This window comes from Mesorhizobium ciceri biovar biserrulae WSM1271, assembly GCF_000185905.1.
GTDB classification, from domain to species: domain Bacteria; phylum Pseudomonadota; class Alphaproteobacteria; order Rhizobiales; family Rhizobiaceae; genus Mesorhizobium; species Mesorhizobium ciceri.
On sequence record NC_014923.1, the window covers coordinates 1,489,623 to 1,511,806 of the forward strand.

Here is a 22,184-nt window from a genome sequence, read left to right on the forward strand (position 1 = left end):
GTGCGCGCCGATGCGTTTTCGGCTACTTTGTCCGCAGTGCCGGAACCATGAGGCGCGCAGCGCGTTTGAAACCGAGCAATCACAAGGAGTTAAGCCATGGCCACTGCCGCAGGAAAGACCGCAACCGACGCCCGTGCAAATGCGGACCTGGAAGCCGACATCAGGCAGTTGAAGGCCGACATCGACAAGCTCACCAAACAACTGGCCAAGACCGGCGAGCATGGCTATGGCACCGCGCGCCGTGCAGCGACAGAAGGGGTCGAGCAGTTGCGCGCGCAGGGCGAAGCAGCCTTTGACAGCTTGCGCAGCAATGCCAAGGACATCGAAGCGCAGATGATGGCAAGCGTGCGTGAAAAGCCGGTGACGTCACTGGCAATCGCCGCTGGCGTCGGCTTCCTTTTCGCGCTCATCGCGCGTCGCTAGTCGCGCTACAGATGGGAATGTTGGCAACCCTGATCTCGGGCCTCGCCTCGGGGGAAACCGTGGCCGCCGTTCATCGGGCGCGCACGGCGGCAATCGTCTATGTGATCGCCATGGCCGCTGCGCTTTGCGGTCTCGGCTTTCTGGTCGGGGCCGCCTATATCTGGACGGCGATGCGCTACGGGTCGCTTGCCGCCGCGCTGGGGTTTGGCGCCGGTTTCCTGGTGCTCGCCGGACTTATCCTGCTGATCTACCGGATATCCGCAGGTTCGCGCGCCCGGCGCCGGGCGCAGCGCCGCAATGCCGACATGAAGGCGATCGGCGTCACCGCCGCACTCGCCGTGCTGCCGAGCCTGCTCAAGGGAAAAGGCGGTCTCGGCGCCATTCTGGGGCCGGCCGTGGCGCTCGCGGCCTACGCCATCTACCGCGAGAATGTGAAATCCGACGATCCGGATGAGAGCGAGCGGACGTAGAGCTGTTGGGAGATCACTTCGACAGCTCTTCCAGGGGCATCGATATTTCGGCAAACACGCCTTCCGGCCGGAATTCATGGGTCACTTCGCTGGAAATGACCTTGGCCAGGCTGCGGCGAATGAGGATAGAGCCGAAGCCTTGCCGATCCGGCGGAGCGACTTGCGGCCCGCCGCTTTCGCGCCAGGTCAGCACAAGACGCCGGGCATCCTTCCTGCCTTGCGTCCTCCAGCCGAGGTCGACCCTGCCTGACGGCACCGACAGCGAGCCATATTTCAGCGCGTTGCTGGCGAGTTCATGCAGGATCAGGCCAAGCCCGACGGCCTGGTCGGGCGACAGCAGCAGGTCGTCGCCGGAGATCGTCATGCGCGGCTGCTCGGCCGTTTCGAAAGGTCTGACCTCGATCTGGACGAGTTCACTGATGCCGATGCCACGCCACTCGCGGTCCGACAACAGATTGTGGGCGATGCCCAAGGCCTGAAGCCTGGCGCCGAAGGCCTCGAGGAACTGGCTTGGCTGGCGGGCATGGCGCACGGTCTGGGTTGCCAGCGCCTGGACGGTCGCCAGAGTGTTCTTGACGCGATGGTTGAGTTCACGCAGCAGCAGCCGTTGCCGTTCGTCGCCGAGCTTGCGCTCGGAGATGTCGTAATTGACGCCGAAGATTAATGTCGGCTTGCCGTCGCCGTCACGCTCGATGACACGGCCGCGCGTGGCGAGCCAGCGCGGCGGGTGAAAGCCCTTCACCCGGTATTCGCCGAAATAGTCGTCGCTGCCGGTCAAGGCGTCGCGAAAGCGGGTTTCGGTCTGGTAGACGTCGCGCGGATCGATGGCGGTGAGGATGTCGCGTGCGCGCAGCCGGTTGGAGCGCGGCAGGTTGAACAGCTCCGACATCAATGTGTCGCATTCGATGACATCGGTGCGGATATCCCATGCCCAGCTGGCGAGCGAGGCCGCATCGAGTGCGATGGCGCGTCGTTTTTCCTCGCGCGCAAGTGCGGCCTCGGCGATCGCGCCGCTGCGGGTTGCGTCCTTTAGGGTGAACAGGCTGGCGGCGAGGCCGGCGAGCGCCTTCAACTGGTCGAGCTCGGCTCGGGATGGAAAACCATGCGGCTCGCGGTCGAGCACGCACAGCGTGCCGATGCGGGCACCTGCCACGATCATCGGCGCGCCGGCATAGAAGCGGACATGGTGCTTTCCGGTGACCAGCGGGTTGGTCTTGAAACGGGGGTCCGCCGTTGCATCCACGACCACCATCGGCTCGTCGCCGGCGGCAATCGCATGGGCGCAGAAGGAGACGTTGGTCGCGGTTTCGGTCTCGTCCAGGCCGAAGCAGGATTTGAACCAATGCCGTTCAAGGTCGACGAGTGTGACCAGGGCCATCGGCACCTGCATCACCGCTGCGGCAAGGCTGCTGACGCGGTCGAAATCGGGGTCGGCCGCCGTATCCAGCATCTCCAATCCGTGCAGCACGGCCAGCCGGTCGACATCCATGACTGCTAGCGCAACTTCGGCCGGCAGATCGGGTGCTGTTTGCGTCTTGCCAATCACCCCAATTGCCTCGTCCCGGTCTTCGTCGCCGCATGCTTGCGCTGGTGCAAGGCCAGCACGCTTTTCCGGAACCATCCTAGCGAGGAACCGTTACCCGACCATGATTTGCCGGGCGCGCCAGTTGGTGCAGAATGAGACAGGGATCGAGCATGGCCAAGATCATTCCAGAAAACAAGGCGCGGCAGGGGCGATGGGGCTGGCATGGATTTCGGATCCTGATCGCCGCACTGCTTCTGGTGTTTGCTGCATGGGGCATTGCCGAGATCTATGGTGTGTTGATCAAGGCGCCTAACAGCGATGAACAGCATGTGCCCACACCGCCCAACACCACCGAGCAGGCTCCTGCCGGGTAAAGCCGGCCTGTCCGTTGCGTCGCACCTCATCAGGCGGCTCTCGACTGGGCCGCGCTCGCCGGAACCAATACATTCAGTGCGCCAGGCTGGATCTCGATTACCGTTTCACGGTCAAGCCTGACCAGTTCGCCGTCCATGACGGCGCGAAATTTGCGGCTGCCCGAATGGATTTTCAGCACCGTTCTGTTTGTCTGGTGGATTTCGACATGTTCGTTGTCGCGCCATTTGCCGCGCGCCATGTTGAAGAAGAACTTGACCAGTTCGGCGCGCTGCTTCGCCACCGTGACATAGACACCGAGCACGCCGCCCGCAGGATTGTCGGCATAAGGCAGATGGCCTTCACCGAATAAGTTGTTGGTGATGCCGATGCCGGTGATGCGTGCCGCCATTTCGGCATCGCCGATGCTGAGCGTCACATTCATCGCAGGTGGATTGTTGATCGTTGCCCAAGCCGCCTTGGCCGAGGCGCGGATCTTTCCCAACCGCGAACCGAACTCCATCTTCTGGCGCAGTTGCACCATCTTCGCGTGCATGCCGATCGAGAACTGGTGCACGAAAGGTTGGCCATTGGCCGTCGCCACATCGACAGCAATGATTTCGCCGTCGGCGAAGGATTTCAGCGCCCCGTCGAGCGACTGCGGAATGCCCAACCCGCGTGCGAACAGGTTCATGGTGCCGGCTGGCAATATGGCAAGCGCCTTCTTCGTGCCCATCAGTCGGGCGGCCGCGGCGGAAATGGTCCCGTCGCCGCCACCTGCCAGCACGATGTCGACCGAGCGACGCGAAGCGGCGTTGTCCAGCGTCTCCACCACATCCTTGCCGGCGACAATTTCGATGCTGAGCGAGTGGCCTGCCGTTTCCAACGTCTGATGCATCCTGTCGGAGAAAGCGGCGAGGTCGGTGGTGCGCAAAGTGCCGCCGTCCCGGTTCAGCACCGCTGCAAATCTCATGCCCCGCTCCACCAGGTCAGCCAAATGGCGGCCGGGATATACCCAGCCAACGGCTGAAACGCGGCGTCGACAGAAAGGTTCCTATTGCCACGGGGTGACTACCCCAGCGGCTCAATAATTTCCGTGGTTTCGTCCCCGGACCGCAGCGCTTTGTCGGAACAACTGACCCGGTCACGACGTTGTGAACCTGTAGATGCCGCGTTCCCCAAGGAAGACGCGGCGCATGAGATCAGGCACGAGGAGAGACTACCATGATCCGCAAGCTTTTAGCCACGACGGCGCTCGCAACCTTTGTCGCGACCGGCGCCTATGCGCAGAACGCAACAAATACGGCGCCTGCCACGCCCGCCGTCCAGGAGCCCGCCGCCGCTCCTGTGCCACGCGCAGAGGGCAGCATCGTCACCAACATCATCGGTGAGTCCGTCTACAACGGCACCGGCGACGATGCCGAAAACATCGGCAAGGTCAGCGACGTCGTGTTCGACAAGGATGGGCAGGCGAAATCCGTTGTCATCGACGTCGGCGGTTTTCTGGGTGTCGGCGCCAAAAGCGTTGCTTTCGACTACGGCAAACTGCAGTGGGCCGAAAAGAATGGCGACCGCTGGTTGGTGGCCCAGACGACCAAGGACGAACTGACGGCGCAGGCAGAATTCGATAAAAAGCCTTACAGCCCGACCCCAGCACCTGCGGCATCGACCGACGCAACAGCGCCGGCAGCACCCGCGACGACGGACACAGCGCAAAAGCCTGTCGACATGAACGCCGCTTCGGCAGAACCAGTCAAGCGCGCCGATGGCAATCTCGCCACCAACATCATCGGGGAGAACGTCTACAACGGCACCGGCGATGACGCCCAGAACATCGGCGACGTCAACGACATTGTGCTGACCAAGGATGGCAAGGCGCAGTACTTGGTCATCGGCGTCGGCGGTTTCCTAGGCCTTGGCGCCAAGAACGTCACCTATGACTTCTCGAAGGCGCAGTGGGCCGAGAAGAATGGCGACCGCTGGCTGGTCGCCCAGACCACCAAGGAAGAATTGCAGGCGCAGCCGGATTTCAACCGCAAGGCCTATGACCCTGCGCCGGCAACGACGGCTTCGAATGCGCCGGCAGCAGTCGCGCCCGCCGCAGCCCCTGCCGTCGCTCCGTCCGACAAGACGGCACAGGCTCCGGCGCCCACGACCCCCGATGCCTCGGCTCCGGACCAGACAAAGACCGCAGCCATCGACAAGTCGACGCTGACCGAGATGCCGGTTGGTGAGATTCGCGCCGATGACCTCAAGGGCACGACTGTCTATGGCGCCAACGACGCCAAGGTCGGCGAGATCGGCGATGTCGTGCTTGCGCCCGACAAGAAGGCCGATGCGGTGATCGTCGATGTCGGTGGCTTCCTCGGCATTGGCGAGAAGGAAGTCGCGGTCGGCATGGATAATCTCAAATTCATGACCGACAAGGCGGGCAACAAATACCTGTACACGACCTTCACCAAGGAACAGCTCGAGGCACAAACCGCCTATGACAAGGGCAGCTATGCCGAGAAGCGCGATCAGCAGCGCATGATCGTCAGGTAGTTTCCACCCAGTCGGATACAGGCCCGCGCCGGCAACGATGCGGGCCTGTGTTCATGTGTGGCGTGGAGGCAGGCCAGCGGCATGGCCGACGAGGCCGTTCTCGGTCAATTCGGCCAGTGCCAGCGATTGATCGAGATGTTCGGCCCGCCAGGCGAGCAGTCGTTCGGCGAATTCCAGCCGCACGGCGAGATGGCTGGGGTCGGCCGCGAGGTTGTCCAATTCGTCCGGATCGTTTTCCAGATCGAACAGCAGCGGCGGCAGGTTGCCGCCGAAATGCACATATTTGAAATGTTCCGTGCGGATAACGGCGAGATTGCATTGGCGTGAGGCGATGCCGAAATGGCGTTCGGCCTCGCCCGCGGCAACCGAGCGGAAATCGAACTCCCAATGCGCGGCATCGCGCCACGCCGCCGGGGCCTCTCCGCTCAGGAACGGCTTCAGCGACCTGCCGTCGAGATGCGGCGCGGGCTCTTCGCCGAGCAGGTCGAGAAACGTCGGCAAAATGTCGACCGCTTCGGTGAAGCTGTCGACCTTGCCGCCGGCCGCCTTGCCGTGGCGCGGATCGCGGATGATCAGCGGAATGTGGTAGCTGCCGTCGAAATAGCCGCCCTTGCCCAGCATGAAATGGTCGCCCATCATCTCGGCATGGTCCGAGGTCAGCACGATGATGGTGTCGTCCCACGCGCCGGCCGCCTTGACCGCTTGCCAGATGCGGCCGAGCTGGGCGTCGACCTCGGAAATCATGCCGTAATAGATCGCGCGGAGGACGCGAAAATCGTCTTCGCTCCAGTCGTGCACCTTGCCGCTGGCGTCGGGGCGGAATTTCATCTGTTTCTGCCGGCCGAGATCATAGGCTAGATAGGGATGGTTTTCCGCCTCCTCCTGCCAGCTTGCCGCGCGCCGAAAGGCCGGGCCGTCAGCCGGATCGTACATTGTGTTGTAGGGCTCCGGCACTATGAAGGGCGGGTGCGGGCTGATGAAGGAAAGATGCGCGAACCACGGCGCGGCGTGCTCCTGTTCGCCAAGCCAACGCGCGAATTCGCCGGTCAGGAAGGCCGCCGGGGTTTGCTGCCCGGAGTAGACGGGCGGCGCGTTGTCGACGGTGGTTCCGACCGCGCCGTCGGCCACCGGGCGATGGATGTCGGGAGATCCGGCGCTGGCGTCGACACCTTGTAGTTCCAGCCAGGATAGCCATTGCTTCTGATGCTCGGGCAGCAACTGGCGCACCGTAAAGCCCGGCAGCACGCCTTCATAGCTTTGCAGCCGCGGATCGCCCGGCGCCAGCAGGCGCGGATCGAGCGACACATCGGTGTAGCCGAACAGCGTCGGATCATAGCCCAGGGCGCGAGCCGAAAGCGCAATGTTGCCGTGGCGAGCGTCGAGCGGCGTGCCATTGCGGCAGACGCGGTTGTTCATCTGGTAGAGGCCGGTGTAGAGGCAGGCGCGGGCGGGCGAGCAGGGCGCCGCGCCGCCATAATGCCGCTTGAACAGCACGCCCTCCGCGGCCAAAGCGTCGGCATTCGGCGTTCGCACGACCGGATGACCGGCGGCGGACAGACAATCGCCGCGCCACTGGTCGCATGTGATCAGGAGAATGTTAGGCCGCCTGGCTTTTCCAATCACTCACGATACCTTTGTCCCGGGATGTCGAACGCCGTTTATGGAACCGAATTCTGGCCATGGCGCAAGTCTGACCTGCGAGCCAATTGGTGAACGAACCTTGTTCCATCGTTCACTTTTATGACACAGTCCATTCTGTGTTTGCCGCCTTTGCGGAAACTGCCCTGGTCCTCATATTGGCGTGGACAGCGGCGAGGGCCGCACATGTACCAAGGGAAGGAGCAAGACAATGCTCGACCAGATCAAGGGCCTGCATCACGTCACGTCGATGGCCAGGGATGCCCGCCAGAACAACGATTTCTTCACCAGGAAACTCGGTCAGCGCCGGGTCAAGAAGACCGTCAATTTCGACGCGCCCGATGTTTACCATCTTTATTACGGTGACGAGGCCGGTACGCCGGGTTCGGTGATGACCTATTTCCCCTTCCCCGACATCGGCAAGGGCCGACATGGGGTCGGGGAAGTCGGAACCACCGTCTACTCGGTGCCGGAAGGCACGCTTGGCTATTGGGAAAAACGCTTTGCCGATGAGGGCGTCACCGGCCTCTCGCGCGAAGAAACCTTCGGTGAGAAGCGCCTGGCTTTTGCCGGACCGGATGGTGACGGCTTCGCGCTGGTCGAGTGCAAGAGCGACAGCAGAGCACCCTGGTCCAAAGGCGGCGTTCCCACGGATGAGGCGATCCGAGGCTTTCATTCCGTGTCGCTCAGGCTGATGGATGGCGGCGCCACGGAAGAGCTGCTGAAGTTCATGGGCTATGAGGAAGTCGACAAGTCCGGCAATCTCAGGCGGCTGGCGGTGAAGAACGGCAATGGCGCCGATGTCATCGACATCGAATCGCTGCCGAGCACGGCCTTCGCCGATCTCGGTGCCGGCTCCGTCCATCACGTCGCCTTCGCGGTCGAGAACCGCGCCAGGCAGCTCGAAGTGCGCAAGGCGTTGATGGATACCGGCTATGGAGTGACGCCGGTGATCGACCGCGACTACTTCTGGGCGATCTATTTCCGCACACCGGGTGGCGTGCTGTTCGAAGTCGCCACCAACGAGCCGGGATTCGATCGCGACGAGGATACCGCTCATCTGGGCGAGGCGCTGAAGCTGCCGACGCAGCACCAGCACCTGCGGCCCTATCTCGAGCAGCATCTGCAGAAGTTGGAAGGCTGAGACCATGAGCAAGGACGCTTACATCCACAAGGTGCTGCCCGGTTCGCCGGGCGGTCCATTGCTGTTCGTCTTCCATGGCACGGGAGGCGATGAGAATCAGCTTCTGTCGCTGGGGCGCGATCTCGCGCCCCAGGCAACCATCGTCTCGCCGCGCGGTGATGTGTCGGAACAAGGTGCCGCGCGCTTCTTTCGCCGCGCCGCCGAGGGCATCTACGATATGGACGACCTGGCGCGGGCGACGACCAAGATGGCGGGCTTCGTCAAGGCCCATGTTGAAGCAGCGAAGCCATCGGCCGTGCTGGGTCTCGGCTATTCCAACGGCGCCAATGTCCTGGCCTCGGTGGTGTTCGTGGTTCCAGCGCTGTTCGACGCGTCGGTGCTGATGCATCCGCTGATCCCGTTCGAACCTGAGGTCAAGGGCAGCCTCGCCGGCCGCCATATCCTGGTGACCGCCGGCAAGCGCGATCCGATCTGCCCGCCGAACCTGACCACGCGGCTCGAGGCCTATTTGCGTGCCGACGGCGCCGATGTCACAGTGGAATGGCACGATGGCGGGCACGAGGTGCGGCCAAACGAGATCGAGGCGGCACGGCGGTTCTTTGCCGATACTGCCCAAGGAGCATAGCAATGCCTGACCAACTGCCTGAGATCGAACTTGAGGATCGCGGTTCCAAGGGCCGCTACGTCCTGCGTGGACCCGATGGCGCCGAGGCCGAGATGACTTTCACCAAGATCGGTGAGCACCAGATCATCATCGACCACACCGAAGTGCCGGACGTCTTTCGCGGCCAGGGTGCCGGGCTTCGGCTTGTCACCCGCGCCGTCGAGGATGCGCGTGCGGCGGGCAAGAAGATCATCCCGCTCTGCCCGTTCGCCAACGCCCAGTTCCGCCGCCATCAGGAATGGGCCGACGTGCTGAAGCGGTAGGGATTCGTTGCTTGGAAACGGCGCGGCAAGCGGCTGCCATCCCACCGGGGCGGCTTTGGCATTTGCGCGGGTGGCGCATCCTGCCTAAGTAGATAGGATATATCTTAGCCGCGCCGACAAACGAACCGAATGATCCCCCAATGACCGAAACCGATCTCGTTCCCGTCTTCGACGGCCACAACGATACGTTGCTCAGGCTCCATCAGTCGAAAGACACGGACGTCGAAAAACTGTTCATCGAGGGGAAATCGGGCGGCCATATCGACCTGCCACGCGCGAAAGCCGGCGGCTTCGCCGGGGGCATGTTCGCCATCTTTCCGCCGCCTGTCGAGAAATCCAGGCGCGGCGCCGTGCCCCTGGCGCCGGGCGCCGCCGAACCGCTGCCGCCCGAGGTTCCCCGCAATGAGGCGCTGACCTCGACCATCGCGATGGCCTCGATCCTGTTCAGGCTGGAACGGGCCGGAGCGCTCACCGTCTGCCGCAGCGCCGGCGATGTGCGCAATGCCATGGCGCAAGGGTCGATCGCCGCGGTGTTCCACATCGAAGGGGTCGAGGCGATCGATCCCGAGCTCACCATGCTCGACGTGCTGCATGAAGCCGGCCTGCGCTCGCTCGGCATCGTCTGGAGCCGTCCGAACGCCTTTGGCCACGGCGTGCCGTTCCGCTTCCCGTCTTCGCCCGACACCGGCCCTGGCCTGACCGATGCCGGCAAGGCGCTGGTCAAGGCCTGCAACCAGTTGAAGATCATGATCGACCTGTCGCATCTCAACGAGAAGGGCTTTCGCGATGTCGCCGCACTCAGCGATGCGCCGCTGGTGGCGACCCATTCCAACGTGCACGCGATCTGCGGCCATTCGCGTAACTTGACCGACTGGCAGCTCGGCGCGATCCGCGAAACCGGCGGCATGGTCGGGCTGAACTTCGCAACCGGCTTCCTGCGCGAGGACGGTCGCATGAATGCCGACACCAGCCTCGATATCATGGTGCGCCATATCGATTCGCTGCTGCAGGCGCTGGGTGAGGATGGCGTTGGTCTTGGCTCCGATTTCGACGGCGCCATGATCCCGGCCGTCATCGGCGATGTCGCCGGCCTGCCGAAGCTGATCGATGCATTGGCGGCACGCGGTTTCGGCCGCGCGCTGATCGAAAAAATCGCCTATCGCAACTGGCTCAATATGCTCGAGAAAACGATAGGTTAGAGACAGCCTGCGGCATGGTGTGTTCGGCCCGCCGGCATATGTCGACAAGGACATAGTTCGTCGGTGGAAGCCGGATACGATTGGGTGGATAGCCGGCAATGCTGAAGACCTTCACGGATGAGGGCGGCGAATTCGAGCGAGCCGATGTCGTCATCGTCGGTGCGGGTTTCACCGGCCTGTCGGCGGCGCTTGAGATGAAGAAGGCCGGCATCGATTTCATCCTGCTCGAAGCACGCGACCGCGTCGGCGGACGCGTCGAGTCCCGATTGAACGGACTTGGCGAACGCATCGATAGTGGTGGCCAGTTCCTGTGCGAGGACATGCCGGAATTGATGGCCATGGTCGAGGCGCGCGGCAAGACGCTGGTTGAAACCTATGTCGATGGCGACTTCATCACCCAGCCGACGATGTCCGCACAACGAGCTGAGCGGACCTATCATGCCGCGATGGCGATCCGCGAGCGCATGAACGGGATCGATCCGGACGATGCCTCGATTGCCGGACTGACCGTCGCCGACTGGCTTGCCTGCCAGCACGATTCGGCCGATGCAAGGATGGCTTTCCGTTCGATGATCGAAGGTCTCTGGTGCATGGCGCTGGACCAGATTCCTCTCTGGTATTTGATCGACAATGACCGGCGGGTCACCAACGAGGTGACGGAACTGCAATATTCTGTGCGCGAAACCATGCATTCGCTGGCCGACGATCTGGCCCGCGACCTTGGCGATCGGTTGCGGCTAAGCGAGCCGGTCACGCGCATCGAGCACAGTTCGCCAGGTGTTCTTGTCGTTTCGGCCGGGGGTGCCGTCGAGGCGCGCACGGTTCTGCTGGCCGTCCCGCCGGCGACGGTGACGGAGCTCGCCTTTGCCCCCGCTTTGCCGGCCGGACTGGGGCGGGCGCTCGGCGCCTGGGAAAGCGGCGCGGCTATCAAGATCCTGGTGCGCTATGCCAAACCGTTTTGGCGGGCGCGGCATTTGAGCGGCATGGTGATGTGGCTCGAGCCGCCGGGGCTGTTTGCCTGCGACGCCGGCAAGGATGCGGAGCATGCGGCGCTCGTCGTGTTCGCCGGCGGCTCGCTCGCGCTGCGTTGGCGCGACCTCGGCGAGGCGGAACTGCGTGCGGAGGTGACCGGCCGGCTGGAGGCAGCCCTTGGTCCGGATGCCGGTGACGTCATCGATTTCAGTTTGCGTGACTGGACAGGAGATCGCTGGAGCGGCGGCGCGTACAGCGATCTTATTGTCGATGTTACAGCGACAGACGCCGAGCGAACGATCCTTGCCGGCGCACCGCCGGTGTATCTCGCCTCTTCAGAACTCTCGCCATCGTTTCCGGGGTATGTCGAGGGCGCCATCATTGCCGGGCGCATCGCCGCGCACAAGATCATTGCCGAGCTTCAAGCTCCGGGCTGAGCCTGATCTTTTCGAAAGACTGTTCGGTAAGATCGGTCAAGTTGCGCCTCGAGCCTCGGCGCCGTCGAAGCCATGCCCGATTTTGCCCGACTTCGCCCGAAATGCTGTTTCGAATTCGTTACAGTGCCAATCCTTCGCCACCCCATCACCGTTACAAAGCGCGGATAAGTTCATTTCACCGCCAAAAGAAACTCAGCGAAGGGGAAGGTAATGCATGCAAAAATCCAGACGATCCGCGGCGAGAGCCGCCTTCAGGCTCCAGAGCGCAATGACCGCCGTCCGAAACTGGCGCTGCGCCAGCGGGCCAGCGACCACCCCATGGCGATGTTCATGGTGCTGGCTGCTTGCGCCTTCGTCGGCATGGCGTTCACGCCGACAATCGGGCCGGCCTTCGCTTCGTTGAATCCGCCGGCCAATCTCATCGACGGCGCGCAGACGACGACCAGGACCGCGCGTCTGCCGGTGCCGTTGACCGACTTCGCCTGCAAGGGCCAGGCCTGGGGTGCCGAGAGCATGGATTGCCTGCGCGCCATCGCCGAACAGTCCGGAACACACAAAAGCCGGGCGATCCGCATGATCGCCAATGCCGCGCCGTTGACCGGCACGCCGAATATTTTCTGATTTCCGTCGAAGCATGGTCCCGAAAACCGTTCCCGTTTTGTGGATCATGCTCTGACCTCCCCGAGCGCCCTCCAGTGCGCTCCTTTTGGCTCCCGCCCCCGGGAGCCTCTTTTTTTATCCTTTCAAGGCCGCCTGTTCGGCGATGGCGGAGAGCACGCTGCGCACATCCAGCGTGCTGAACGGCTTTTCCAGAATCTGCGGTCGCTGGTGCGCCGGCAAGGCTTCGATTTCGGCTTTGGCACCGATCAGGTCTCCGGTGACCAGCACGAAACGCCGCGCCAAATCGGGCTTTTCGGCGAGCAGCTCACGATAGATCGATATGCCGCTGACGCCGGGCATGCGCAGGTCCGAAAAAACGATGTCCGGCGGCATGTGGCCGCTCAAGGTGGCGGCGGCCGATTCCCAGACCGGCACGATCCGCGACTTGATGCCCATCAGTTCGAGGATGTCGGAGAGTGACCCGGCGACATCCGGCTCGTCGTCGATGATCAAGGCATGGCGCAGGCCGCTCGATCGCGGCTGGTTGTCGCCGGCGGTGGCGAGGCCGGCCACGATGGCCGGCAGCTGGACGACGAAACGCGCGCCTCTCGGGAGCACTTCCTCGAACCAGACATTGCCATTGTGCCGCTCGATGATCGATTTCGAGATCGACAGGCCGATGCCGGTGCCGACGCCGACCGGCTTGGTGGTGAAATAGGATTCGAAGATGCGGCCGCGGATCGCTTCCGGCACGCCGGGCCCATTGTCCTCGACCGAGAAGCAGGGATGATCCCGGTCGCTGCGGAACGTCCGCACCTTGATCAGCCGGTCGCCGGCAATGCCAGCCAAAGCGTGCTGGCTGTTGATGAGGAAATTGGCCGCCACCTGCGTCACATGGTCGGCGTCGGCCATGGCCAGCAGCGGGCCTGCGGCGAAATCGGTGTCGATGATGATGCCGCTTGAGCGCGCGCCATAGGCGGTCACTTCAAGTGCCGCCCGGATCACCTGGTTGAGGTCGGTCTCGGCTTGTGCCGCGGGATGGAGGCGGACCATCGACAGGAAGCTCTTGACGATGCGGCCGCAGCGCTCGGCGGCCGCGCGGACCTTTTCGGCGCGCACCTTGGTTTGCGGATCGGAGGCGAATTCGTGCAGCAGCGTCGATTGCGCCACAACCACGGCCAGCGGGTTGTTGAGCTCGTGCGACACACCGGCCAGCAACGAACCCATCGCCGCCATCTTCTCGTTCTGGTGCAGCTTCTCGCGTTGCCGGCCGATTTCCTCCTCGGCGCGCAATTTGTCGCGCAGGTCGCGGATGGAGCCGAAGATCAGGCGGCGGTCGGCAACCCGCATCTCGGTGGCCGTCAGCTCGATCGGGAACACTTCGCCGGCGGCATTCTGGGTCACCGTCTCGAGCCGCTGGCCGACCATCGGCGCGCCGCGGCCGGACATGTATTCGGCTCCTGAGGCATAGCCCTTGCGGTAGTAGATCGGCACGATCGTATCGAGCAGGTCCTTGCCGAGGATGTCGCTGCGCTGGAAGCCGAACATCTTCTCGGCGGCCGGATTGAATTCGATGATCGAGCCGGTCTCGTCGATGACGACAATGGCGTCGAGCGAGGCCTGCAGCATGGTGCGGCGAATGACCTCGCTGGCGTGGGCGTCGGAGGGCGAGCGCTCTATGGCGTCGCCGATGGCCAGCGCGATGATGTGCAGCGTCGCCTCTTCCTCGTCGGTCCATGCACGCTCGTTGATGCAGTCATTGACCGCCAGCGTGCCCCAGAGATGGCCGTGCGCGAAGACCGAGACCGAGAGGAACGATTTGATGTTCTGCTTCTCGAAATCGGTCCTCAGGAAGCCTTCGAGGTCGCGCGTATGACCGGCGAAGATCTTGCCTTGCCTCTCGTCCTCGGCAAGCCGCTCCAGCAGCGGGTCGGAATTGACGATCGATTGCATGATGACGGTCGGTGATGCCAGTTCGCCGCCGAAAAGAGGGTCGATCCAGTAGGCGGCGACGGATTGGGCGAAGCCCTGGCCGGGCAGTTCGCGCAAGCGAAACAGGATGCCGCGCTGGCAATCCATGGCCCGGCAGAGCGTTTCCAGTATGCCGTCCATCTCGCGCTGCCAGTCGCCGGCCTCACGCAGCCGGCGAACGACGCGCACGGCCGCCATCGCCGCGCCCTGCCGGAACCCTTGCATATGGGTGCTTGCTGCTTCAGCGATCATCTTGTGCTGTCATTCCGGAGTCGCGCCAATCCGACCGGCGAGCAACCACATCCTTCTGGCCCGGTGCTCAGTTGCCGTCGCCGGCCGGCAGCGAGAAGATATAGCCCTCGCCGCGCACCGTGCGCAGGAATTTCGGATTGGCGGGATCGGCCTCGATCTTTTTGCGCAGCCGCATGATGCGAATGTCGACCGCGCGTGACGATTCCGGATCTTCGGTGAAACCGATCGCCTCGGAGATAGCGGCGCGGGTCAGCAGCCGGTTGGCGCGGGTGAGGAAAATCTCCAGCACGTCGAACTCGCTCTTGGCCATGTCGATCACCACGCCATTGGCGCCGGTGACCAGCCTGCCGTCGAGATCGGCCTGGAAGGGGCCGAAGGCAACGGAACGGCGATCCGCCCCGGCCCTCTTGTCCTGCAGCTCTTTGGGCTGGGGAACCCGGCGCAACACGCTGCGCACCCTGGCCAGCACCTCGCGCAATTCGTAAGGCTTGACGATGTAGTCGTCGGCACCGAGTTCCAGCCCGACAATGCGGTCGAGCGCGGTGCCGGCCGCGGTCGCATAGATGATGCCGATCGGCAGTTTCGAACGCAGCCAGCGGCCAAGCGAGAGGCCGTCCTCGCCGGGCATGGCGATGTCGAGAATGGCAAGATGAAACGACTGCGTTTCAACGAGGCTGCGCGCGGCGGCCGCACTTTCAGCGGTGGCCACGTCATATCCGGCGGCGCCAAGGTATTCGGCGACAGCGTCCCTCAGGTCGGGCTCATCCTCGACGATGACAATTCTTGCCCGCACGATGCTTTCGCTCCCACTTTCAGTGGAAAGTAGATTGGGTATAAACATCATGTCCAGCACTCATATCCGGGTTGCCAGGGAACGGTTGGAAAACATGGCCGCACGATCCGTCATTGCGCTCGTTTCGGTAGCCGAAGTGGTCGCGACCGAACTCGCCGACCATCTTGAACGGCGCGGCCATGACGTGCATCAGGCACGCCAGCCCTGGGAAGCCGAATCTCTGCTGTCGGGAAAGGGCATCGACGTCGTCGTCGTCGGCGACAGCCTCAGCCAGGCGGAGGGGCGGGACCTGCTCAGACGTTATGGCGGCCAAGGAGGAGGCGGTGAGGGCGGACCGGATTTCATCCTGATCTGCCGCCCGGCCGATCTTGTCGACAAGGTGCTGGCGCTGGAGCTTGGTGCGGCCGACGTCGTCGAGAGCCCGCTCAATGTCCGTGAACTGGCCGCCCGTGTCGGCGGCCTGCTTTCGCGCCGCGGCAGGGGCACCCAGGAACTGATCGTGCTGGAGAACGCGACCGTCGATCTGAGATCGGCGATGGTCATGCATCGCTCCGGCACGGAGGAACAGCTTTCGCCCGGTCAGGTGGCGCTGCTCAGGCTGTTCCTGGCCAGTCCGCGCAAGGTTTTGACGCGCGACGACATCATCGCCGCGGCGCCGGCCGAAAACGCCGATGCCTTCGATCGCTCGATCGATTCGCGCATCGTGCGGCTGCGCCGCAAACTCGACACCGAAACCATCACCACCATACGCGGCGCCGGCTACCGGTTCGATCCGCCGCGGCAATTCGCGGACTGATTGCCGGGCACTGACGCAGTCTCTGGTTTCGGGCATCGGATTTTCGATCTCCGGCCCCGATGGTCTTGGCGCTCAGCGTACCAGCAGAAGCGATGGACCCACCGGCATGTCACTGCCCATGGTCAGCTCGCCAGCGTGGGCGCGGTCCCTGAGCAGCACGGTGGCAAGGCCGGCAAAGCCGAGCAGGCCCTGGGCGTAAAGCAGTGCGGAAAGCACCGAAGCGGCAAATTTCGTTTTCATCGTACCAATTCCCCAAAATGGTTTGTTGCTGGTCGCTTCAGGATACCCCCGAAGCGCCCGCGCCGCCCACGGAACCCCCCGTCTCGGCGCGGGCCTTCGGTCCTCTCGGCAGCAAGTTGCCGGAGGCGCCGCGCAAACCCGTCAGCCTAAGGCCGACCCGCCAGAGGGCCTTTAGCCGGGCGATGCGCAGGCTGGAAACAATCCAGACCGTGGCGAAAAACAGTGCGGCGTGCAGGGTCGAAATCTCGCCTGAAGTCATCGCGCCGAGGCTTGTCAGCGGGGTGCCGGCAACCGTGCCGACGCCGCAGATGACCGCTGCCGCGATGCTGATCCTGAAAAGCCAGGACAGCGCGTTCGATTTCGTTCCCATGTTCGTTACCGGCTGTTTTCGTTGCGTCAACTTTGCTTGCGGCCCGTATCCGGATCATGCCGCTTGAAACCTCGCTTTGTTGCAGTTCGGTTTCGAGATCTGCGGGGGTCCTTTCGAATACTGCTAATTCGCACTTTCGTTTAGCGACGGATACCCATGTTCCTGACCTGGGTCTTGCTAGGGTCTCGCTGGCGGGCCACCGACGGCTCTAATGGGGTTGGCGTTTGTTAACCAGTGGAAACAGATTCGAAACACAAATGAGCATTTTGCGAAATCTCTCCGAAACATGACGTTGGGATAAGCAGCCATCGAATTGGAGCCGGCTGGACCGGCAGAGAGAGGGGATTTTCTTCATGCATACCGCCATTTCCGCCAAGCTCATCAACATCGCCGCCGCCGCGCTGACCGGTGCCGCACTGCTGTTCGGCTCGGGCGCCGCGCATGCCGCCAACAAGATCGTGGCGCGCGTTTCGCTTTCGCAGCAGATCATGGAAGTCTCCGTCGACGGCCGGCCGACCTTCGCCTGGAAAGTCTCCACCGGCGACCGGGCCCATGTGACGCCGACCGGCTCGTTCAAGCCGACCCGCATGCATGAAATGTGGTATTCGAAGAAATACGACAACGCCCCGATGCCGCACTCGGTCTTCTTCAGCGGCGGCTATGCGGTGCACGCGACCTATGCGATCAAGCGCCTCGGCCAGCCGGCTTCGCATGGCTGCGTGCGGCTGCACCCCGACAACGCCGCCGATTTCTACCAGCTCGTCGAAACCTTCGGGGCGACCAACACCAGCATCGTCATCGTCAAGTAGCAGGCTGGAAACGGTGGCGTGGCAGCATGCTGCCGCGCCTCAAAGCTCCCTCCGGAAACGCTGCGGTATTGCGTACAGTTCAAACCGGCGGTATCGAGCCCAGCCAAAAAGAAAAGAGGCCGGGAATTTCCCGGCCTCTTTTCTTTTGTTTCCATCGATTGGCCCCGCGCATTTCTGGGCGGGACTCCCTAGACCGTCCTAGCTCGGCAGTGCCGGCATCAGCTTGGGGTCCGGCTTCTCCGCCAGATGAGGCAGGTCCTTGCTGGCGATGAAGGTGTAGAACATGGGCACGACGAAGAGCGTGAACATGGTGCCGACCAGGATGCCGGTGAAGATGACCAGGCCCATCGAATAGCGGGCCGCGGCACCAGCGCCGCTGGACGTGATCAGCGGCACAACGCCGAGCGCCATCGCCGCCGTCGTCATCAGGATCGGCCGCAGGCGCACCTTGGCCGAGGCGATGATGGCATCGCGCCGCCGCATGCCATGCTTTTCACGCTGCTGGTTGGCGAACTCGACCAGCAGGATGCCGTGCTTGGTTATCAGACCGATCAGTGTGATCAGGCCGACCTGCGTGTAGATGTTGAGCGTGCCGAGGCCCAGATTGAGCGGCACGATCGCGCCGAAGATCGACAACGGCACCGCCATCATGATGATCAGCGGGTCACGGAAGCTTTCAAACTGCGCCGCCAGCACCAGATAGATGACGACAACTGCGGCCGCGAAAGCGATCAGGATGGTGTTGCCCTGTTCCTTTTCCTGCCGCGATTGACCGGAATAATCGATGAAGAACGTGTCGGGCAGGCTCTCCTTGGCGATGTCCTCCAGCGCCTTCAGCCCGTCGCCGGTGGTGACGCCGGGCAGCGGAAGCGCCGAAATCGTCGACGAATTCAGCTGGTTGAACTGCTCGATCGCCGCCGGCGCCGCATTGGTCGAAATCTTGACCACCGCCGATAGCGGCACCATCTCGCCGGTCACGCTGCGTACGAAATATTCGCCGAGCTTGTCGGGGTCGTCGCGGAACTCCTGCGGCACCTGCGGGATGATGTCGTAGCTGTTGGAATCGCGGTCGAACTGCGCCACTTCGGCGCCGCCGACCAGCAAGGTCAGCGTGCGGCCGATATCGGCGATCGGCAGGTTCAGCGCGGCGGCGCGGTCGCGGTCGATGGTCACCGTCACCTCCGGTGCGTCATAAGCCATCGAATTCTGCACGACGATGAAGCGGCCGGAGGCCTGCGCCTTGTTCTTGATCTGCTCGGCCACCTCGTACACTTCCGAGGAAGCGCCGGTCGATCGCACCACCATGGAAATGGGCAGGCCGCCGCCGGAGCCCGGCAGCGTCGGCGGTGCGAAGACGAAGGCCTCGACACCGGCCACTTTGGCGATACGGGCCGTAATGTCAGCCTGCAGTTCCTTCGAATTGCGCTTGCGTTCCGCCCAGTCCTTGAAGGCATAGCCGACGAAGGCGCTGTTTGTCGTGCCGCCGAAGGCGACGGCCGAGAACTGCGCCCGTGTTTCGGGAATATCCTTCACCAGGCCGAGGATCTGGTTGACGTATGTCTCGGTGTAATCGGACGTCGCATAACGCGGCGCCGTCACAATCGAGAGCAGAAAGCCCTGGTCCTCTTCCGGGGCAAGTTCGCTCGAGGTCTTGGTGAACATGAAGCCGGTGACGCCGACAAGCGCAAGCACGATGATCAGCGTCAATGGGCGATAGTTCAGCGATCCGGTGACGGCGCGTTCATAGACATGCTCGACGCGCGCGAAGGTGCCGTCGACAATGCGCTGGAAACGGCCCGGCGTGCCGGACTTCAAGAGGCGTGCCGACATCATCGGGGTGATGGTGATGGCGATGACACCCGACAGCACCACCGAGCCGGCGAGCGTGACCGCGAATTCACGGAACAGCGCGCCGGTCAGGCCGCCGGTAAATGCCAGCGGTGCGAACACGGCGGCCAGCGTCATGGTCATGGCAACGATGGCTGATGCGATTTCGCGCATACCGCTGAACGCAGCCTGCATCGGCGACATGTGATCTTCTTCCATGTGACGGTGGATGTTCTCCACCACCACGATGGCGTCGTCGACGACCAGGCCGATCGCCAGCACCATGGCCAGCAGCGACAGAAGGTTGATCGAGTAGCCAACCGCGAACAAAAGGAAGCAGACGCCGATCAGCGACAACGGGATGGTGATGATCGGCATCATCACCGACCGGAAGGAGCCAAGGAACAGAAGGATGACGACGACGACGATGGCAACCGCCTCGCCGATGGTCTTGAACACCTCTTCAATCGAGGCGCTGATCTGCCCGGTCGCGTCGTAGACGACCTCGATCGTCATGCCTTTCGGCAGTGTCTCCTGAATCTGCGGCACCAGCTTGGTGAGCGCAGCCGCCGTGGTCAGCGGATTGGCCGCCGGCGTCGGGAAGATGGCGAGGAAGGTGCCTGGCTTGCCGTTGAACGAGACCCTGGTATCGGTGTTCTCGGCGGCGAGTTCGACGCGAGCCACGTCGCGCAACCGCACCACATTGCCGTCGGTCGAGCGCAGCGGCAGCTCGGCGAATGCCTCCGGCGTCTGCAATGTCGAGCGCACGGTGATCGAGGAAACGACATACTCGTTCTGGGTGTTGCCAGGCGCCGACAGGAAGTTGGAATTGTTGATCGCCGTCAGCAGTTCGGAGGCGGTCACGCCGCGCGCTGCAAGTTTGACCGGATCGATCCAGACGCGCATCGAGTATTCCTGGGCGCCGAAGATCTGCACGTCGGCGACGCCTTCGACCGTCGACATGCGCGGTCTGATGACGCGCTCGATATACTCCGTCAGCTGCTCCTTCGTCATGTTCGGATTCTGCATCGAGATGTACATCATCGCGAACTGCTGGCCGGTGCCCTTGACGATGACAGGGTCCTTCGACGCGTCCGGCAAAGTGCCGCGCACGCCCTGGACCTTGGACAGAACTTCGGTCAGCGCGACGTCGGGGTTCGAGCCGAGCTTCATCTGCACCGTCACGGTGCTGGAGGACGGGCGGCTGGACGAGGTGACGTAGTCGATGTTTTCGGTCGAGGCGACGGCGCGGGCGATCGGGGCGGAAATGAAGCCCTGGATCAGATCGGCGCTGGCGCCTGGATAGGCCGTGGTGATCGTGATGGCCGTTTCATCGACCTTCGGATACTGCCGGATCGACAGGTTGAAGATGCCCTGGAAACCCAGGAGCAGGATCATGCAAGCAAGGACCGTCGAAAGAACAGGCCGGCGAATGAAGAGATCTGAAAAGCTCATTGCTGGTCGGCCTGCTTGTTCGCCGATTTGGTCGGGTCGATGGTGTTGTCCACAACGACGGACATGCCGTTGAAGAGGCGGTTCTGACCGGCGGTGACGACCTCGTCGCCGGCCTTCAGCCCCTCGACGATCTCGACCATGCCTTGATTGCGGCGGCCGGGCTTGACGAACACCTGCGACAGCACGAGCGCGGGCTTGTCACCTTCCGCCGCCGGCTTGGCCCCATCGGCAGCCTTGTCAGTTGGCTTTGCCGCATCGGCGGCAGGCTTGGCTGCATCAGCCGCCGGCTTCATGGCATCGGCCGGCTTGGTGTCCGCAGGCTTGGCGTCAGCCGATTTGTCGGCTGCCGGCGCAGCGGGTTTTTCCTCCGGCTTGGCAGCTGGCGCTGTCTCGGCGGGCTTGGCTGGCTGCACCACGAAGATGTAGTCGCCATAGAGACTTGTCGTCAGCGCCGTCTGCGGCAGGGTCAGCACGTTCTGCTCTTCGGGCAGTTCGACACGCACCTGCACGAACTGGCCGGGGGTCAGCTTGCCATCGGGATTGGCGACTTCCGCCCGGATGTTCACCAGCCGGCTGGACGAGTCGATCTTCGGGTCTATGCCACGAATGGCGCCTGCGAATGGCCTGTCCTCGCCGCCAAAGCCCAATCGAATCGTCTGGCCGATCTTGAGCAAGGCGAGTTGCTGTTCGGGAACCGTGAAATCGACCCGCATCGTGTCGAGGTCCTGCAATGTCACCACGGCGGTGCCGGGCGCCAGATACTGGCCGACATCGATCTTCGGGATACCCACCGTGCCGCCGAAAGGCGCCGTCAGCTGCTTCTGGTCGAGCACGGCCTGCAGTTTGGTGACTTGGGATGCCGAGGCCGAGGCCGCCGCACGCGCCGTGTCCAGCGTCGAGTCGGAGCCAACGCCACGCCTGGTCAGTTCGATGGCGCGGGCAAGTGAGGTCTGGTCTAGCGCGGCTTGCGCCTTCTGTGCATCGAGGTCGGCGCGCTCGACGGCGTCATCGAGTTGCAGCAGAACCGCATTGTCCGCCACCTTCTGGTTGGCATGGAAAAGGATGTCCTTGACGATACCGGTAGTCTCGACCGTCAGGTCGACACCGCGCACCGCCTTGACCGTGCCGATCGCCTCGACGCCTGGCGTCCAGGCCGAAGGCTTGGCGATGGTCGTCGAAACGGTTGCCGCCGGCGGCTTCATCGATGCGAAGTACTGCTTGATGCCGTTGTCGCGCAGGAAGTTGAAGCCGACGATGCCGCCGACCACGACGACGAGCAGGGCCAGAACCAGAACAATGATAAAGATACGGAGTATGCGCTTGAACAAGGAAGTCCCCTCAGTCGAAATCCGGCGCGAAGCGCGGATATCGGGACACATACCGACTGCGGGTCCCGATTTCAAATAATGGCGGTCTTCCTGTACCGTCTGGACGGTCTTGT

At 63.1% G+C, this 22,184-nt stretch carries 21 protein-coding genes; 12 read left to right on the top strand and 9 right to left on the bottom strand.

The window, feature by feature from the left end; genetic code table 11:
* Window positions 1-96 precede the first annotated feature (96 nt).
* Both MESCI_RS07155 and MESCI_RS07160 read left to right on the top strand, forming a co-directional pair.
* A complete protein-coding gene (locus MESCI_RS07155; RefSeq protein WP_013529287.1) occupies window positions 97-423 on the top strand; it encodes an ElaB/YgaM/YqjD family protein in 327 nt (108 codons plus the stop codon).
* A gap of 11 nt (window positions 424-434) precedes the next feature.
* The gene (locus MESCI_RS07160; protein ID WP_013529288.1) at window positions 435-893 is read left to right on the top strand and encodes a hypothetical protein; all 459 of its coding nucleotides are present in this window, start codon (window positions 435-437) and stop codon (window positions 891-893) included.
* 13 nt (window positions 894-906) lie between these two features.
* Here MESCI_RS07160 and MESCI_RS07165 read toward each other — a convergent pair whose 3' ends face one another.
* Window positions 907-2,382: a sensor histidine kinase gene (locus MESCI_RS07165; RefSeq protein WP_164753653.1), complete on the bottom strand. Its 1,476-nt coding sequence runs from the start codon at window positions 2,380-2,382 to the stop codon at window positions 907-909.
* A gap of 206 nt (window positions 2,383-2,588) precedes the next feature.
* Between MESCI_RS07165 and MESCI_RS07170 the strand changes: the two genes are divergently transcribed.
* On the top strand, window positions 2,589-2,792 hold the full coding sequence (locus tag MESCI_RS07170; RefSeq protein ID WP_013529290.1) for a hypothetical protein: 204 nt from the start codon (window positions 2,589-2,591) through the stop codon (window positions 2,790-2,792).
* 29 nt (window positions 2,793-2,821) lie between these two features.
* On the opposite strand, the gene MESCI_RS07175 is transcribed toward MESCI_RS07170, so the two are convergent.
* Entirely contained in the window at window positions 2,822-3,742 is a 921-nt protein-coding gene (locus tag MESCI_RS07175; protein ID WP_013529291.1) for a diacylglycerol/lipid kinase family protein, read from the bottom strand.
* A gap of 251 nt (window positions 3,743-3,993) precedes the next feature.
* On the opposite strand from MESCI_RS07175, the gene MESCI_RS07180 reads away from it, so the two are divergent.
* The gene (locus tag MESCI_RS07180; protein ID WP_013529292.1) at window positions 3,994-5,313 is read left to right on the top strand and encodes a PRC-barrel domain-containing protein; all 1,320 of its coding nucleotides are present in this window, start codon (window positions 3,994-3,996) and stop codon (window positions 5,311-5,313) included.
* 51 nt (window positions 5,314-5,364) lie between these two features.
* On the opposite strand, the gene MESCI_RS07185 is transcribed toward MESCI_RS07180, so the two are convergent.
* Window positions 5,365-6,936 (bottom strand): alkaline phosphatase family protein, encoded by a 1,572-nt coding sequence (locus tag MESCI_RS07185; RefSeq protein ID WP_013529293.1) that lies wholly within the window; start codon window positions 6,934-6,936, stop codon window positions 5,365-5,367.
* A gap of 226 nt (window positions 6,937-7,162) precedes the next feature.
* Between MESCI_RS07185 and MESCI_RS07190 the strand changes: the two genes are divergently transcribed.
* The 6 genes from MESCI_RS07190 (at window position 7,163) to MESCI_RS07215 (ending at window position 12,251) form a co-directional block, all read left to right on the top strand.
* Window positions 7,163-8,095 carry a VOC family protein gene (locus MESCI_RS07190; protein ID WP_013529294.1) on the top strand — a complete coding sequence of 311 codons (933 nt, stop codon included), beginning with the start codon at window positions 7,163-7,165 and terminating at the stop codon, window positions 8,093-8,095.
* A 4-nt stretch (window positions 8,096-8,099) separates the two neighbouring features.
* Window positions 8,100-8,720, top strand: coding sequence for an alpha/beta hydrolase (locus MESCI_RS07195; RefSeq protein WP_013529295.1), 621 nt, complete (start codon window positions 8,100-8,102; stop codon window positions 8,718-8,720).
* Window positions 8,721-8,722: 2 nt separating this feature from the next.
* A complete protein-coding gene (locus MESCI_RS07200) occupies window positions 8,723-9,022 on the top strand; it encodes a GNAT family N-acetyltransferase (RefSeq protein ID WP_013529296.1) in 300 nt (99 codons plus the stop codon).
* A gap of 140 nt (window positions 9,023-9,162) precedes the next feature.
* On the top strand, window positions 9,163-10,221 hold the full coding sequence (locus tag MESCI_RS07205) for a dipeptidase (protein WP_013529297.1): 1,059 nt from the start codon (window positions 9,163-9,165) through the stop codon (window positions 10,219-10,221).
* A gap of 98 nt (window positions 10,222-10,319) precedes the next feature.
* Entirely contained in the window at window positions 10,320-11,630 is a 1,311-nt protein-coding gene (locus tag MESCI_RS07210) for a flavin monoamine oxidase family protein (RefSeq protein WP_013529298.1), read from the top strand.
* A gap of 210 nt (window positions 11,631-11,840) precedes the next feature.
* Window positions 11,841-12,251, top strand: a complete 411-nt coding sequence (locus MESCI_RS07215) for a hypothetical protein (RefSeq protein ID WP_013529299.1) — start codon at window positions 11,841-11,843, stop codon at window positions 12,249-12,251.
* A gap of 114 nt (window positions 12,252-12,365) precedes the next feature.
* Here MESCI_RS07215 and MESCI_RS07220 read toward each other — a convergent pair whose 3' ends face one another.
* Window positions 12,366-14,453, bottom strand: coding sequence for an ATP-binding protein (locus tag MESCI_RS07220; RefSeq protein WP_164919861.1), 2,088 nt, complete (start codon window positions 14,451-14,453; stop codon window positions 12,366-12,368).
* Between the two features lie 67 nt (window positions 14,454-14,520).
* Entirely contained in the window at window positions 14,521-15,294 is a 774-nt protein-coding gene (locus MESCI_RS07225; protein WP_174299078.1) for a response regulator, read from the bottom strand.
* A 46-nt stretch (window positions 15,295-15,340) separates the two neighbouring features.
* Between MESCI_RS07225 and MESCI_RS07230 the strand changes: the two genes are divergently transcribed.
* Complete coding sequence (locus MESCI_RS07230; RefSeq protein ID WP_013529302.1) at window positions 15,341-16,042, top strand: response regulator transcription factor; 702 nt, start codon at window positions 15,341-15,343, stop codon at window positions 16,040-16,042.
* Between the two features lie 72 nt (window positions 16,043-16,114).
* Here the strand turns inward: MESCI_RS07230 and MESCI_RS32240 are convergent, their stop codons facing one another.
* A complete protein-coding gene (locus MESCI_RS32240) occupies window positions 16,115-16,282 on the bottom strand; it encodes a hypothetical protein (protein WP_013529303.1) in 168 nt (55 codons plus the stop codon).
* A 37-nt stretch (window positions 16,283-16,319) separates the two neighbouring features.
* On the bottom strand, window positions 16,320-16,652 hold the full coding sequence (locus tag MESCI_RS07235) for a hypothetical protein (RefSeq protein WP_013529304.1): 333 nt from the start codon (window positions 16,650-16,652) through the stop codon (window positions 16,320-16,322).
* Window positions 16,653-17,005: 353 nt separating this feature from the next.
* On the opposite strand from MESCI_RS07235, the gene MESCI_RS07240 reads away from it, so the two are divergent.
* A complete protein-coding gene (locus tag MESCI_RS07240) occupies window positions 17,006-17,461 on the top strand; it encodes a L,D-transpeptidase (RefSeq protein ID WP_013529305.1) in 456 nt (151 codons plus the stop codon).
* 198 nt (window positions 17,462-17,659) lie between these two features.
* On the opposite strand, the gene MESCI_RS07245 is transcribed toward MESCI_RS07240, so the two are convergent.
* The gene (locus MESCI_RS07245) at window positions 17,660-20,743 is read right to left on the bottom strand and encodes an efflux RND transporter permease subunit (RefSeq protein WP_013529306.1); all 3,084 of its coding nucleotides are present in this window, start codon (window positions 20,741-20,743) and stop codon (window positions 17,660-17,662) included.
* Window positions 20,740-22,071 (bottom strand): efflux RND transporter periplasmic adaptor subunit, encoded by a 1,332-nt coding sequence (locus MESCI_RS07250; RefSeq protein ID WP_013529307.1) that lies wholly within the window; start codon window positions 22,069-22,071, stop codon window positions 20,740-20,742. Before MESCI_RS07250 ends, MESCI_RS07245 begins: the two co-directional genes overlap by 4 nt.
* Window positions 22,072-22,184 lie beyond the last annotated feature (113 nt).